Raw genomic sequence first — 14,686 nt, forward strand, 5'->3', positions numbered from 1 at the left:
TCCGCGCAGGCCGCGGCGTGGTGATCGTGGCCGAACTCACGATCAGTAGAGTGCTCAGACGTGTCTGCCCCCGTCAGATCGGACGCCGACCTCATAGCGGCGCACACCAGCGGCGACCCGCACGCGTTCGCCGAGCTCTTCCGCCGGCACCGGGACCGGTTGTGGGCGGTCGCGTTGCGCACCATGCGCGACCACGACGACGCCTCCGACGCGCTGCAGGACGCGATGATCTCGGCATTCCGCAACGCCGCGTCGTTCCGGGCCGAATCCCAGGTCACCACCTGGTTGCACCGAATCGTGGTGAACGCCTGCCTGGACCGGATCCGCCGCCGCCAGGCGAGACCCACGGTGCCCTTACCCGATACCGGTCCGGCCGAGCCGGCCGTTCCGCGCGACGCGATCGAGGAGCAGGACACCCGGATGGCCGTGCAGGACGCGCTGGCCGAACTACCGGAGGAGCAGCGCGCACCGATCGTCCTGGTCGACGTGGAGGGCTACTCGGTGTCCGACACAGCAGCCATCCTCGGCGTCGCCGAAGGCACCGTGAAGAGCCGGTGCGCCCGCGGGCGAGTGAAGCTGGCGAAACTTCTGGGACACCTCCGGAACCCGAGTGCGGATGCGAACGTCCCAGATGACGCCAACGCCAAGCGTCGACGGGAGGGACGATGAGCGGCGAACAACGGCGCCCCGACACGCCGCAAGGCCCACCCTGGTCGCTGGACCTGGTGGCCGATTTGCACGCGGGAGTGCTGGATCGGGAAACGGCCGAAGAACTGCTGCCGCGCATCCAGGCCGACCCGGAGGCGAGCGCACTGCTCGCCGCGCTGGAAGCCACCAGCGCCGAACTCGCGGACCTGCCCGCACCGGCGATGCCGGACGACGTCGCGACCAGGCTGGACGACGCGCTCGAAGCGGAACTGCAGTCCTGGTCCACGGGCTCTCCGTCCTTGGCCCCCGAGATCGCGGCCCCCGATTCCGACGTCTCGGCTGCGGGCACCGCCCAGCCGAGCGCCCCGGTGATCGACCTCGCCGCCGCGCGCCACCGCCGCCGCAAGCGGGCGGGTTGGACGGCGGGCCTGATCACCGCGGCCGCCGCGATCACCGGCGTCGTGGTGCTCGGCACTTCGACGCTCGGCACCGGCGAAACACCGCAGGCCGGCCAGAGCCCGAGTCCGCCGCAGGACGGCCCGCCGCCACTGACGTTGCGCGGGAACACGCTGCCCGCGAACCACCTCGGCGAAGCACTCGGTTCCGAGCAGTACGGCGCGCTCGCCGACCCGGCCCAATTGATCGGATGCCTGCAAGCAAACGGCGTGACCAGCGGAAATCCGCTCGGCGCCCGGGAAGTCACGATCAACGGCGAACCGGGCAGGGCGCTGGTGCTGCCCGGTGGCGGCATCGGCCGGTTCCGGATCCTCATCGTCGGTCAGGACTGCGGGCCGGACAGCCCCGCGACGATCTCCGACAGCACCCTGGGAGGCTGAGCGAGTCAGGCTCGTCACGCGCGAGGAAGCCGGGAACACACACGCTTAGGATCGCGTTGACCCGGATACGCTCGCGCGTTCAGCGCGGCGGGCGGCACGCGACAACGAAAGGGGCGCGGTGACCGACGACGTCCGCAACCTCATCATCGTGGGCTCCGGCCCTGCCGGATACACCGCTGCGGTGTACGCCGCGCGGGCCGAACTCCAGCCATTGGTCTTTGAGGGAACGCAGTTCGGTGGCGCGTTGATGACCACCACCGACGTGGAGAACTACCCCGGTTTCCGGGACGGCATCATGGGTCCCGAGCTCATGGAGCAGATGCGGGAGCAGGCGAAGCGGTTCGGAGGTGAGCTGCGCGCCGAGGACGTCGAGCACATCGACCTCGAAGGCGACGTGAAGAAGGTCACCGCCAACGGCGTCGAGTACCGCGCCAAAGCGATCGTCCTGGCGATGGGAGCGGCGGCCCGCTACCTGGGCATTCCCGGCGAGGAGAAGCTGCTCGGCCACGGCGTTTCCGCCTGCGCGACCTGCGACGGGTTCTTCTTCCGCGAGCAGCACATCGCCGTGATCGGCGGTGGCGACTCCGCGATGGAGGAGGCCACGTTCCTCACGAAGTTCGCGGACTCGGTGACGATCATCCACCGCCGCGACGAGTTCCGCGCCTCCAAGATCATGCTGGAGCGGGCCAAGGCCAACGAGAAGATCCGCTGGCGCACCAACGCCGGTGTCACCGAAGTGCTCGGCGACACCGCCGTGACCGGCCTGAAGCTGCGGGACACCGTGACCGGCGAGGAGTCGCAGCTCGACGTCACCGGCATGTTCGTCGCCATCGGCCACGACCCGCGCAGCGAACTCGTGCGCGACCAGGTCGAGGTCGACGACGAGGGCTACGTCGCCGTCCAGCAGCCCACCACGCACACCGGCATCCCCGGCGTGTTCGCCGCGGGCGACCTCGTCGACCACACGTACCGGCAGGCGATCACCGCCGCCGGCTCCGGTTGCTCGGCCGCGATGGACGCCGAACGGTGGCTCGCCGAGCACGAAGTGAACGAATCCGCGCACGTCGCGGCCGAACACGTCGGTGGCGGTTACGCGCCCGCCACCGAAACCGCCGCCGCACGCTGAACGCCGAACTGACCCGATTCCACACCCGAGGGAGATGACATGGCCGGCAACACCGTGACCGTTAGCGCCGACTCGTTCAAGGACGACGTGCTGGGCAGCGACAAGCCCGTCCTGGTCGACTTCTGGGCCACCTGGTGCGGCCCGTGCAAGATGGTCGCCCCCGTCCTGGAAGAGATCGCCGACGAGAACCAGGGCAAGATCACCATCGCCAAGCTGGACATCGACAAGAACCCGTCGATCGCCCGCGACTACCAGGTCATGAGCGTTCCGACGCTGCTGCTGTTCTCCAACGGCGAGCCGGTCAAGCAGATCGTCGGCGCCAAGCCGAAGGCGGCGCTGCTCGACGACCTGAAGGACTACCTGTGATGCGTCGCTGACCGCGCAGCACCGCGCCGAAACCCCGCAGATCTTCGCCACCGCGCGGAGGTGTGCGGGGTTTCCTCGTTCCCGGCGCAGCGTGGGAGGTCATCCCGTGCGCGGCGCACTGCGAGCGGCCCGCAGCGCCGCTGCATTGCAGGCAAGGCACAATGAGCCGGTGGGTTCCCGTCCGAACCCATCCACCCAGAAGTGGACATCGGGGGAGTACGACCGTCCTAACGCGCCGCGGTCCATCGTCGGCGCCTGAATCGAGCGAGGAGTGCATGCAGCTGCTCCACCGCGGTGACGTCGGTCCGGCCGTTGCCGAGATCAGGAACACCCTTGCTGCGCTGGGTCTCCTACCGGCCCCCCCAAACGGAACCGCGACAGGCCCCGCGAACTTCGACGCGGCGGTGGAACACGCGGTGCGCGTCTTCCAGCAGCGACGTGGCCTGATCACCGACGGCGTCGTCGGTCCCGCCACCTACCGCGCCCTCATCGACGCGCGCTGGCGGCTGGGTGACCGGTCGCTGGCGTACCTGGTGTCCAAGCCCATCAGCGGCGACGACGTGTTCGCGCTGCAAGAACGGCTGCTGGAACTCGGCTTCGACGCGGGCAGGCCGGACGGCATCTTCGGCTGGCAGACCGAGCAGGCGCTGCGCAGCTTCCAGCGGGACTACGGCCTCGGCAACGACGGCATCTGCGGCCCGAACACGCTGCGCGCGCTCAAGCAGCTCGCTCCGAAAGTCCGCGGTGGGCGCCCCGTCTACCTGCGGGAACAGGAAAAGGTTCGGCGGTCCGGGCCGTTGCTGCGCGGCAAGCGCATCGTGGTCGACCCCGGTCACGGCGGCACCGATCGCGGCGTGACCGTGGGCGGCGTCAACGAAGCCGACCTCGCCTGGGATCTGGCCCGTCGGCTCGAGGGCCGCATGGTCGCCACCGGGATGGAAGCGCTGATCACTCGCGGCCCGCACTCGTGCCCGCCGGAGGCCGATCGCGCGGGATTCGCCAACGAGGCGGGTGCCGATCTGTTCCTGTCCCTGCACATGGACGCCAACTCGGCGCCCTCCGCGCAGGGCGTCTCCAGCTTCCACTTCGGCACCGGCAACGGCACCACCTCCACGGTGGGGGAGGCGCTCGCCGGTTTCCTGCAGCGCGAAATCGTCGCCCGCACCGGAATGCTGGACTGCCGCATCCACCCGAAGACGTGGGAAGTCCTGCGCCTGACCCGGATGCCCGCGGTGCGCACCGAGATCGGCTACCTCACCAACCCGGAGGACCGGCGGCGGCTGCTCGACCCCGCGTTCCGGGACATCATCGCCGAAGGTCTGCTGGTCGCGGTGAAACGGCTCTACCTGCTCGGCAAGGACGACCAGCCGACCGGCACGTTCACCTTCGACGATCTGCTGCGCCACGAGCTCACCCGAGCCGAAGGCGCCTGATCAGGTTCGGCCCGCGCCGCCCTACCGGCGCGGGCGGAGCAGGTTCGGCCGCGCGGCTCGTTGCGCGAGGTCAACCGAGTGCGGGCTCCGCAGTCTTGACCGACACCGTGCTCAGCAGGCGTTCCAGCGCTGCTTCGACGTCTTCCTTCCAGGAGATCGCCGTCCGCAGCTCCAGCCGCAATCGCGGCCACTTCGGGTGCCGGCGGACCGTCTTGAACCCGACCTGCTGCAGGAATCCCGCCGGGACAAGGCAGCCCTCGTCGTCCTCGTGGAGATCACCGAAGGCCTCGATCGCGCGGACTCCGCGCTTGGTCAGGTCCTTCGCCACGTTCTGCAGCAGCACCCGACCCAGCCCGCCGTGCTCGAATTCCGGGATCACTCGCAACGCGGTGAGCAGCACCGCGTCCGCGCTGACCGGCCCCGATGGGAACGCGGCGGCACGCGGCACCGCGGCGGGCGGGGCGTACAGCGCATAGCCGGCCGGAACGTCGTCGACGTACAGCACACGACCGCAGGATCCCCAGTCCAGCAGCACGTTGGACACCCAGGCCTCTTTCTCGAGGCCGGTCTCGCCGAACTCCTCGGCCTGCTCCCGAATGTGCGGCGCGAGTTCCCAGAACACGCAGCGACGGCACTTCGGTGGCAAGTGGTCGAGGTTGTCCAGCGTGACGCCTACGACGCGTCGCGACACCCTGACCTCCTGCGAATCCGCCAGAATCCCACGCATGGCAGGTGGGGCTGCGGCCAGGATAAGCCGCTGCGACCTGCCGTCGGAAGCTCCTCACCCTTCCCAGTGCCCCCGAAATGGTGAGATGGGTTACCGTCAAGCCGGTTTGTGCGAGGCGCCCGTTACACAAGCCACCGGCGGACGCGATAGCACAGATAGACTCGCGCGAACGTCACCTAGCGGTTACAGGAGACGATCACTACAGCGCACACCCGATCCACGGAGCGCGGAATGTCCGAGAACGGCAGCAACCCGACCGATCCGCAGCAGCCCGGCCCCCAGCAGGAGGCAGCGGTGCAGCAGGCAGGAGCGGCGCGCAACCTCGACGCGCACCGCGACCGGTACGCCCAGCGCACCGCGGGCATGACGGCATCGGAAATCCGGGCACTGTTCGCCGTGGCAAGCCGCCCCGAGGTCGTCTCGCTGGCTGGTGGCATGCCCAACCTGGCCGCGCTGCCGCTGGACTCGCTGGCCACCGAGGTGTCCCGGCTGATCTCCGTCGACGGTCAGGCCGCGCTGCAGTACGGCTCCGCTCACGGCGTGCCGGAACTGCGCGAGCAGATCTGCGAGATCATGGCCATGGAAGGCATCACCGGGCACCCCGATGATGTGATGGTCACCGTCGGCTCCCAGATGGCTCTGGACATGGTCACGCGACTGTTCTGCGATCCCGGTGACGTGGTGCTCGCCGAAGGCCCCTCCTACGTGGGCGCGCTCGGCTCGTTCAACGCTTACCAGGCGAAGGTCGTGCACGTCGCGATGGACGACGACGGACTCCAGCCGGAGGCGCTGCGGCACGCGATCTCCGAGGTCACCAGCCGCGGCGAGCGGATCAAGTTCCTCTACACCATCCCGAACTTCCACAACCCGGGCGGCGTCACGCTCGCGGTGCAGCGCCGTGCCGAGATCCTGGAGATCTGCCGTCAGCACGACATCCTCGTGCTGGAGGACAACCCGTACGGCCTGCTCGGCTTCGACGGCCAGACCTACCCGGCGCTGCGCAGCCTGGACCCCGACAACGTGGTCTACCTCGGATCGTTCTCCAAGACCTTCGCTTCCGGCCTGCGCGTCGGCTGGGTACTCGCCCCGCACGCGGTGCGCGAGAAGCTGGTGCTCGCCGCGGAATCCGCGACGCTGTGCCCGCCCACGCTGAACCAGATGATCGTGTCCCGCTACCTGAGCACGCACGACTGGAAGGGCCAGATCAAGACCTTCCGCGAGCAGTACCGGGAACGCCGCGACGCGATGCTGAGCGCGCTGGAGCAGCACATGCCGGAAGGCAGCAGCTGGACCAAGCCCGACGGCGGGTTCTACGTGTGGTTCACCGCGCCGGAAGGCGTGGACACCAAGGCGATGCTGCCGCGAGCCGTGACTCAGCGGGTCGCCTACGCCTCCGGGACCGGCTTCTACGCCGACGCGCTGGGCTCCAGGCAGATGCGGCTGTCCTACTGCTACCCGACGCCGGAACGCATCAGGGAAGGCGTCCGCAGGTTGGCGAACACGCTGACCGACGAGATGGAACTGGTGCGGACCTTCGGCAGCGTGCCGCAGCGCACGGTCTCCGGCCCCGAAGCTCCCTCTCCGGACACGGCGTAACCTCGTTCCTGCCGCACGATTCGATCGGTCCACTGCGCACCTGGTGCGCAGTGGACTCTTACTTTCAGGGGTGTTCGACCAATGTCCGATCGTTGGGTCGCCGTGCTGTCCGGTGGGTTGTCGCACGAGCGTGAGGTTTCGCTGCGCTCCGGGCGCCGCCTGTCCACCGCGCTGCGCTCCGCCGGAATGACCGTGGGGGAGTGGGACGCCGATTCCCGGTTGCTCACGCGGATCCAGGAAGAGCGGCCGGAGGCCGTGATCATCGCGCTGCACGGCGGCGAGGGCGAGAACGGCGCGGTGCAGTCCGTGCTGGACATGCTCGGCGTTCCGTACGTCGGCACCGACCCGCGCGCCTGCCGCCGGGCCTGGGACAAGCCGACCGCGAAAGCCGAGCTCGCCCGCGCCGGCCTGAGCACCCCGGACTGGGTCGTGCTGCCTCATGCCACGTTCCGCGAGCTCGGCGCTCAGGCGGTGCTGGACGCGCTGGTCGGCAAGCTCGGCCTGCCGCTGATGCTGAAGCCGGACCAGGGTGGATCGGCGCTCGGTGCCCGAGTGGTCCGGGACGCCTCGGAGCTGCCCTCGGCGATGGTGGGCGCGTTGGCTTATGGCGACACCGTGCTCGTCGAGCAGTTCGTCGAAGGCGTCGAGGTAGCGGTGAGCGTGGTGGACACCGAGGACGGCCCCGAGGCGCTTCCCGCGGTGCGCATCGAAGCGGCCGATGGCGTGTACGACTACACGGCTCGCTACACCGCCGGACTCACCAGTTACGAGGCTCCCGCCGACCTGGCGCCCGAGGTCGCGGCTCAGGCGGGGGAGTTGGCAGTGGCGGCGCACAAGCTGCTCGGGCTGCGCGATGTCTCCCGGACCGACGCGATCATCGATCAGCACGGGGTACCGCACTTCCTGGAAGTGAACGTGTCGCCCGGGCTGACCGAGACCTCGTTGTTCCCGATGGCGGTGGAGGCTGCCGGCCGCTCGCTCGGCGAGGTGTTCGCCGGACTCGCCGAGAAGGCGATCATCCGGGGAAGTTGATCCGCCGGCGCCGACGGGCCGTCGGCGCCATGTTTCACGTGAAACAGCGAACAGGGGAGTGCCGGACGGACGGGCCGACCGGCCGGAGGCACTCCGAAGCAAGCCGCCGATGTCTCGCATCGGCGGCTCTTCTTTGTTCTACCCGTGCCGTCGGGCCGACTTCGGCCGTCGACGTAGAGGTCCGACTCTGCGACCGGACCGGAGCCAACGAATTCGCGAGCTCCGCGTGCAAGTCGCCGCAGAGAGAGCCTCGCCGGGAGGCGTAGTTGACCTACTCCTCAGATCCCGGCATATCGCCCAAAATAGAGATCGTCACCGTGACAAAAGGACCCGGTGTCATCCTTCGCGGATCTCACGGAGCTTTTCGGCCTCTCCGGGCAACAACAACTCGGCCAACCGCTCCAAGTCGTCGACCGAACCGAACTCCACGACGATCCGGCCCTTCCGCTTCCCCAGATCCACCTTGACCTTGGTGTCGAAGCGATCCGACAGCTTCTCCGCCAACCCTTGAAGGCCGGGGGACTGCAGCGGCTTGCGCGGAGCCTGCTTCTCCTTCGCAGGCCCCTCGCTCTTCTTGAGAGTCACCGCCTCCTCGGTCGCCCGCACCGACAACCCTTCGGCGATGATCCGCGAGGCCAACTCCTCCTGGCCGCCCGCCTCGTCCAACGCGAGCAACGCGCGAGCATGCCCCGCCGACAGCACACCGGCGGCGACCCGGCGCTGCACCGGCATCGGCAGCCGAAGCAGGCGGATCGTGTTCGTGATGACCGGACGGCTCCGACCGATGCGCTCCGCGAGCTCGTCATGCGTCACGTCGAACTCGTCCAGCAGCTGCTGGTACGCCGCAGCCTCCTCCAACGGGTTCAGCTGTACCCGGTGGATGTTCTCGAGCAGCGCGTCCCGCAGCAGCGCGTCGTCCTGGGTCTCCCGGACGATCGCCGGAATGACTTCCAGCCCGGCGCGCTGCGAAGCACGCCACCGGCGCTCACCCATGATGAGCTCGAACTGCTCGGGCTCGACCTCACGCACCACGATCGGCTGCATCAGCCCGAACTCGCGGATGGAGTGCTCCAGCTCGGCGAGCGCTTCCTCGTCGAAGACCTGCCGCGGCTGCCGCGGGTTCGGCGTGATCAACGAGGTGACGATCTCCCGGTACGTCGCACCCGCCACGGTCCCGCCGCTTGTTTCACGTGAAACCGGCTCCGGAGCGCTCGCGCCGTCCCCCGAGATGGGGGAGGAGGGTGGCGTGAAGCCTGCCCCGCGAACGGTGACTCCGGTAGAGCCGGAGTCACCTTCCTCCGCGGGAGGACCGCTCGGAATCAGCGCCGCGAGACCGCGCCCCAAACCACCCTTGCGTTCGGTCATGCCGTCTTCCTCTCCACACCCCGCTCGGCGATCTCCTTCGCCGCATCCAGGTAGCTCATCGAACCCCGCGAACCGGGATCGTAATTCAGCACCGTCTTTCCGAAGCCCGGCGCCTCGGAGATCTTCACGCTGCGCGGGATGACCGTCCGCAGCGTCAGCTCACCGAAGTGCCCCCGGACCTCATTGGTCACCTGGTCCGCCAGCTTGGTGCGGCCGTCGTACATCGTCAGCAGAATCGTCGACACCCACAGCGCTGGGTTCAAGTGCGCCTGCACCAGCTCGATGTTGCGGAGCAGCTGCCCGAGACCTTCCAGCGCGTAGTACTCGCACTGGATCGGGATCAGCACTTCGTGCGCCGCGACCATCGCGTTCACCGTGAGCAAGCCCAGCGACGGCGGGCAGTCGATGAAGACGTAGTCGGGTGCGAGCTGCTCGATCGCGTCGGAATTCAGCGCCTCTTTGAGTCGTCCCTCCCGCGCGACCATCGACACCAGCTCGATCTCCGAGCCGGCCAGGTCGAGCGTCGCCGGGACGCAGTAGAGGTTCGGCGACTCGGTGCTCACCGCCGCGGCGTCCGCGATGCTGATCTCGCCGAGCAGCACCTCGTACACCGAGGGGACACCGGACCGGTGGTCCACGCCGAGCGCGGTGCTCGCGTTCCCCTGCGGGTCCAGGTCGATCACGAGCACCTTCAACCCCTGCACCGCCAGTCCGGCGGCGAGGTTCACCGTGCTCGTCGTCTTGCCGACGCCACCCTTCTGGTTGGCGACCGTGAGGATGCGCCGCCGGTCCGGGCGAGGCAACTGCATCGTCTCGGGATGCAGCACTCGGGTGGCTCGTTGAGCTTCTTCCATGATCGGAGTCCAGCCCACGCCATCCGCGGGAAATGCTTCACTTCCTTGAACGTGCTGTTCCGTCCCCGAAGGAAAACGCATGGAACCCATCACGCGTCCCTTCGTTTCACGTGAAACACGATCCGCTCCGTTCGACTCCGTCACCGTCCACGATCCTTCCTCGCTTTACGGCCGCCGTCACGACGCCGACCGGGCGCTCTCTGAGACACCCGCTCCACGACGACGACCGTCGTCGGTACATCGAGCACTTCGTCGCCACACGACTTCACTTCACCGTGGCTGCCACCGGCCGCTTGAATCGCGGCCGCATCGCGGTCCAGTTCTTCCGCAGCGGTGGATCCCTTCAACGCGAGCAGCCGCCCGCCTGGACGCAACAGGGGGAGGCACCACGCGGTGAGGCGCTCCATCGGCGCCACTGCGCGTGCGGTGACCACGTCCTGATCGGCGAGCCGATCACGCACCGGGCCTTCCTCGGCACGCCCACGCACCACCTCTACGGCAAGATCCAGTTCCTCGATGACTTCCCGCAGCCATGTCACTCGTCGAGCCATCGGCTCCAGCAGAACCAGCTCGATATCGGGGCGAGCGATCGCCAGCGGGATGCCCGGCAACCCTGCCCCTGAGCCTACGTCCACGACACGGCAATTCGGTGGCAGCAACTCCGCGAGTACCGCAGAGTTCAGCAGATGGCGGTCCCAAATTCGGTCCAGTTCCCGTGGACCGATCAATCCGCGTCGCACGCCTTGCTCGGCGAGCATCGCGGCGAACCGCTCCGCCCCCGGAAGACGATCACCGAAGACCGTCTGCGCGGCCGCCGGAACCGGGATCGGATCACCTTCTGCTGCGATCACAGTCTTCCATCCTGTTCTCGTTGTTTCACGTGAAACGGGGCGCGTCCACCAAGTCGGTACGGAGTTGTTTCACGTGAAACGGGCTCGATCGTCGGCACTCGGGTTTCACGTGAAACAGGGGACCGGATCAGGGGTCCGCGCGGCAGCCTTCATCATCTCAGCCCGAAGTCGCTCTTGCCCCCGCGCCCGGTTTCACGTGAAACGAGGCGGCCGCCGATCGCCCGTTTCACGTGAAACGCGGCTTCGGCGAACGAGGCTGCGTTTCACGTGAAACGCGGAGCGCCGAACCGGACCGCGGGGAGAGGACAGCAAGACGCCCGGCCGGGAGATCCCGACCGGGCGTCTTGAGTGAACATCCGCGTTGCCACGCGGGGGAGTGGAGTCAGCTGGACTTGTACACGACGACCTTGCGGCTCGGCTCTTCGCCTTCGCTCTCGCTGTGTACGCCGTCCACCGCCGCGACGGCGTCGTGGATGATCTTCCGCTCGAACGGGGTCATCGGACGCAGCCGCGCCTCGTTGCCCGACTCCAGCACCTCTTCCGCCGTCGTCCGACCGAGCGTGCTGAGCTCCTCGCGCCGACCGGCCCGCCAGCCGGCGACGTCCAGCATGAGTCGACTGCGCACGCCGGTGTCCTGCTGCACCGCGAGGCGGGTCAGCTCCTGCAGCGCCTCCAAGACCTGGCCGCGTGAACCGACCAGCTTCTCCAAGTCGCCACCGCCCTCGATGCTCACCACCGCACGGCCCGCCTCGACATCGAGGTCGATGTCGCCGTCGTAGTCGAGCAGGTCGAGCAGCCGCTCCAGGTAGTCACCGGCCACGTCGCCTTCTTGGACGAGCAGGGTCTCGGTATTGCTGCGCTCCTGGTCGGTGTTCGGCGTGGGCTCCGCCGACTCCTCGACCTTGGTCGATTCCTGCACGGTTTCAGACACTGAGCGTCTCCTCTCCAGGGGTACGCGACGTCGATCAGCGGGACTCGCCGGGCCGGTTGTCGCGGGAACGGTCTTCGTGCACCCCGGGGGCATCACCGGGTTGGTCTGTGGCGACGGCCGGGCTCGCGGGGGAGGCGTCCTCGGTCTCGTCGTGGCTCGGCGACTCGGTCGGCTCCGCAACGGCCTGCGTGGTTCCGGCCGCTGGCGCAGTCTCGATCGCTGGCGCAGTCTCGGCCGCTGGCGCAGTCTCGGCCGCCGGCGCAATCTCGGCCGCCGGCGCAATCTCGGCCGCCGGCGCAATCTCGGCCGCCGGCGCAATCTCGGCCGCCGGAGCGGAAGTGGTCTCCGTGGCAGCGGCGACCGTGGCGGTCGGGGCGACAGCGCTTCCGTCGATCACGACTGCGGCGCCTGCGGCCTCGGCTTCCTCACGGTCGATGCGGCTGTAGACGATCCGCTGCTGGGCCAAGGTCCAGAAGTTGTTGGCCAGCCAGTACAACAGGATCGCCAGCGGCAGGAACGGGCCGCCGATGATGGCGAACATCGGGAAGACCCACAACACCATGCGGTTCATGATCTCGGTCTGCGGGTTCTGCGCCGCTTCAGGAGTCTGGCGCTGCACCGAGTGCCGGGAGGTGAAGTGGGTGGCGATCGCCGCGGCGATCATCAGCGGTACTCCGACGGCCAGCATCGACGGCCGGTCGGTATTGAAGGCCGCGAGGACCTCCGGTGCCTGGCTGATGGTGTTCGACAGCTTCGCCCCGAACAGATCGGCCGACACGAATGAGGCGACGTCCTCCTTGCCGAACACGAAGTTCGAGTCCGCACCGGGCCGGAAACCGTTGAGCACGTGGAACAGGCCGAAGAAGACCGGCACCTGCACCAGCATCGGCAGGCAGCCGGAGAGCGGGTTGAAGCCCTGCTCCTGCTGGAGCTTCTGCATCTCCTGCGCGACCCGCTGCTTGTCGTGGCCGTGCTTCTCCTGGAGCGCGCGGACCTGCGGAGCGAATTCCTGCATCTTCTTCATCGACCGCACCTGATGCACGAACGGCTTGAACAGCAGCGCGCGCAAGGTGAAGACGAGGAACACCACCGACAACGCCCAGGCGTACCCGCTGGCCGGGTCGAGGACGTAGCCGAAGACCTCGTGCCAGAACCAGAGGATCGCCGAGACCGGATAGTTGATGAAGTCGAGCACTAGTCCTCCGCGGGGGATCGGGGCGCTTCGCCCGGCTCGGACGCCGATCGCCCAGCGCGGTCCCGCCGGGGTGGGACGAAGTCGAGGCCGCCGGGGTGCCATGGACCGCAGCGCAACAACCGGCGCGCGGTGAGCCAACTGCCGTAGAGCAATCCGTGCACGGTCAGCGCTTCGACCGCGTAGGCGCTACAGCTCGGGTAGAACCGGCAGGTCGGCGGCAGCAGCGGCGAGATGATCTTTCGATATACGTGTACCGGCCCCAGCAGCAACCAGGCGGCCGGACTCGGCCGTGCTGGTCCGCCGTGGTCATGCGTATCCGACATCCGGGGCCTCCGCCGCTATCTGGAACCCGCCACCGGACCGCCGGGCTGCACCACGCGCAACTTGCGGAGTGCCGCATCAAGATCCGACCCGAGCTCACGGCTCGGTGCGTTCGCAGCCGGGGGGAGTGCGCGGACCACCACCAGTGTGCCAGCGGGCAACAGCGGAAGACGGTCGCGCATCAGGTGCCGGAGCCGCCGGGTCACGCGATGCCGGAGCACCGCGTTGCCCACGGCTTTGCTCACGACAAAACCCACGCGGGCCGGTTCGCCGGTATCCCGAGTGGGTTCGATGTCCGAGTGCGGCCGGGAGTCACCCGTGGACGACACTGCCGACTCCGCGCCAGGGCCGCTCGAAGCCGACCGCGCGTGCGCGGCCTCGAGGGAACGGCCCGGGTCGGACTCCGGACGTGCTACCTGATCCGAGTCGCCCACCGCCGGATCCCGGCGATCTCGACCTGATTCGGTCGAGGTCGCGCGGACCTCCGGGCGTGCAGAACCATGCGCGGCGCCCCGGACCTCGGTCCGATTCGCCGCGCTCGGTGTCAGCAGGTGCACCACCAGCCGGGCACGCCCCGCGCGGCGGCCACGACGGACCGCCAGGCGAAACTCCTGGCTAGTGGTCAGCCGGGCGGCCGCGGGTAGCACTGACCGGTAATCAGGCGGTCAGCGAGCTGCGGCCCCTGCGGCGACGCGCGGACACGATGGCGCGACCGGCGCGGGTACGCATGCGAAGCCGGAACCCGTGCTTGCGGGAACGGCGACGGTTGTTCGGCTGGAAGGTGCGCTTGCCCTTGCTCACGGTGGATCTCCCCGTTACTTCAGGCCCGTTGGAACAGGCACGTGCTCGGCCCGATGGCTCGGTCAAGATGTCCCCGCCCGCCGTAGCGGCCATCGTGTCGAGCTCACCCCCCGCTGAAACGAGGGGAGTCTGCACGCGGTGACACCGGGTGGTGACTCGCGCACTGCGCCGGGACATCTGACGAAATCCAAGCGCGGCGACATTCCCGCTCGTGCGGCGGGGGACTGTTCGAGGTTACGCCGCCTGCTGCGATACCCGGTCACCGGGGTGCTCGGGCGGCTCCGGAGGCGGCTTCCGGAGGCTGCGACCACCCGCCTTGTGAGGTGATCTCGGCCTTGTTAGGTTGTCCCTCCTGCGATGCGCGCCCGGCGGTGTGGGAGCTGCCGGCACCGAGCGTCACCTGGATCGCAGACGCAGCGAGGCCCCAGGGGGGACGTCCGAGGGTCGCTGCCGTACCTTCATGCACAGTTGTGGATAACTCTGTGGATACCTGTCCCGGGCGTCCGCGGAGCGATTTCATCATCACCCCGCGCCAGCAGCGCCGCACTGGCAACAGGTGTGGGAGTAACGGTGCGGGTCACGTGCCGGCGAGGGGAGCGCAGGG

16 protein-coding genes are annotated in these 14,686 nt (G+C 68.6%); 7 read left to right on the top strand and 9 right to left on the bottom strand.

The genetic code is table 11. The features are described from left to right. Positions 1–60: 60 nt before the first annotated feature. The 5 genes from sigM to H2Q94_RS30360 all read left to right on the top strand — a co-directional run bounded on the left by sigM (position 61) and on the right by H2Q94_RS30360 (position 4,409). Positions 61–669: an RNA polymerase sigma factor SigM gene (sigM, locus tag H2Q94_RS30340; protein ID WP_243790611.1), complete on the top strand. Its 609-nt coding sequence runs from the start codon at positions 61–63 to the stop codon at positions 667–669. Beyond that, positions 666–1,484 carry a hypothetical protein gene (locus H2Q94_RS30345; protein ID WP_243790613.1) on the top strand — a complete coding sequence of 273 codons (819 nt, stop codon included), beginning with the start codon at positions 666–668 and terminating at the stop codon, positions 1,482–1,484. The genes sigM and H2Q94_RS30345 overlap by 4 nt, the downstream gene beginning before the upstream one ends. A gap of 118 nt (positions 1,485–1,602) precedes the next feature. Next, positions 1,603–2,610: a thioredoxin-disulfide reductase gene (trxB, locus tag H2Q94_RS30350; protein ID WP_243790615.1), complete on the top strand. Its 1,008-nt coding sequence runs from the start codon at positions 1,603–1,605 to the stop codon at positions 2,608–2,610. A gap of 39 nt (positions 2,611–2,649) precedes the next feature. Next, positions 2,650–2,976 carry a thioredoxin gene (gene trxA / locus H2Q94_RS30355; protein WP_243790617.1) on the top strand — a complete coding sequence of 109 codons (327 nt, stop codon included), beginning with the start codon at positions 2,650–2,652 and terminating at the stop codon, positions 2,974–2,976. Between the two features lie 275 nt (positions 2,977–3,251). After that, on the top strand, positions 3,252–4,409 hold the full coding sequence (locus H2Q94_RS30360) for an N-acetylmuramoyl-L-alanine amidase (protein ID WP_243790619.1): 1,158 nt from the start codon (positions 3,252–3,254) through the stop codon (positions 4,407–4,409). Between the two features lie 70 nt (positions 4,410–4,479). Here the strand turns inward: H2Q94_RS30360 and H2Q94_RS30365 are convergent, their stop codons facing one another. Beyond that, positions 4,480–5,100 (bottom strand): GNAT family N-acetyltransferase, encoded by a 621-nt coding sequence (locus H2Q94_RS30365; protein ID WP_243790622.1) that lies wholly within the window; start codon positions 5,098–5,100, stop codon positions 4,480–4,482. Positions 5,101–5,367: 267 nt separating this feature from the next. Here H2Q94_RS30365 and H2Q94_RS30370 point away from each other — a divergent pair, with 267 nt between their 5' ends. Continuing rightward, on the top strand, positions 5,368–6,732 hold the full coding sequence (locus H2Q94_RS30370; protein WP_243790624.1) for an aminotransferase-like domain-containing protein: 1,365 nt from the start codon (positions 5,368–5,370) through the stop codon (positions 6,730–6,732). Between the two features lie 81 nt (positions 6,733–6,813). After that, complete coding sequence (locus H2Q94_RS30375) at positions 6,814–7,764, top strand: D-alanine--D-alanine ligase family protein (protein WP_243790627.1); 951 nt, start codon at positions 6,814–6,816, stop codon at positions 7,762–7,764. Between the two features lie 336 nt (positions 7,765–8,100). Here the strand turns inward: H2Q94_RS30375 and H2Q94_RS30380 are convergent, their stop codons facing one another. The 8 genes from H2Q94_RS30380 to rpmH all read right to left on the bottom strand — a co-directional run bounded on the left by H2Q94_RS30380 (position 8,101) and on the right by rpmH (position 14,082). Next, positions 8,101–9,129 carry a ParB/RepB/Spo0J family partition protein gene (locus H2Q94_RS30380; protein WP_243790629.1) on the bottom strand — a complete coding sequence of 343 codons (1,029 nt, stop codon included), beginning with the start codon at positions 9,127–9,129 and terminating at the stop codon, positions 8,101–8,103. Next, complete coding sequence (locus H2Q94_RS30385) at positions 9,126–9,983, bottom strand: ParA family protein (protein WP_243790631.1); 858 nt, start codon at positions 9,981–9,983, stop codon at positions 9,126–9,128. Before H2Q94_RS30385 ends, H2Q94_RS30380 begins: the two co-directional genes overlap by 4 nt. A 140-nt stretch (positions 9,984–10,123) precedes the next feature. After that, positions 10,124–10,834: a 16S rRNA (guanine(527)-N(7))-methyltransferase RsmG gene (rsmG, locus tag H2Q94_RS30390; RefSeq protein WP_243790634.1), complete on the bottom strand. Its 711-nt coding sequence runs from the start codon at positions 10,832–10,834 to the stop codon at positions 10,124–10,126. 382 nt (positions 10,835–11,216) lie between these two features. After that, positions 11,217–11,765, bottom strand: a complete 549-nt coding sequence (locus H2Q94_RS30395; RefSeq protein ID WP_243790636.1) for a Jag family protein — start codon at positions 11,763–11,765, stop codon at positions 11,217–11,219. 34 nt (positions 11,766–11,799) lie between these two features. Then, positions 11,800–12,960, bottom strand: coding sequence for a membrane protein insertase YidC (gene yidC, locus H2Q94_RS30400; protein WP_243790638.1), 1,161 nt, complete (start codon positions 12,958–12,960; stop codon positions 11,800–11,802). Continuing rightward, the gene (yidD, locus tag H2Q94_RS30405) at positions 12,960–13,283 is read right to left on the bottom strand and encodes a membrane protein insertion efficiency factor YidD (RefSeq protein ID WP_243790640.1); all 324 of its coding nucleotides are present in this window, start codon (positions 13,281–13,283) and stop codon (positions 12,960–12,962) included. Before yidD ends, yidC begins: the two co-directional genes overlap by 1 nt. Before the next feature lie 15 nt (positions 13,284–13,298). Beyond that, positions 13,299–13,928: a ribonuclease P protein component gene (gene rnpA, locus H2Q94_RS30410; RefSeq protein WP_243790642.1), complete on the bottom strand. Its 630-nt coding sequence runs from the start codon at positions 13,926–13,928 to the stop codon at positions 13,299–13,301. Positions 13,929–13,938: 10 nt separating this feature from the next. Then, the gene (rpmH, locus tag H2Q94_RS30415; protein WP_184484001.1) at positions 13,939–14,082 is read right to left on the bottom strand and encodes a 50S ribosomal protein L34; all 144 of its coding nucleotides are present in this window, start codon (positions 14,080–14,082) and stop codon (positions 13,939–13,941) included. Positions 14,083–14,686: the final 604 nt, after the last annotated feature.

It is taken from the genome of Saccharopolyspora gloriosae (assembly GCF_022828475.1).
Taxonomy (GTDB): Bacteria; Actinomycetota; Actinomycetes; order Mycobacteriales; family Pseudonocardiaceae; genus Saccharopolyspora_C; species Saccharopolyspora_C gloriosae_A.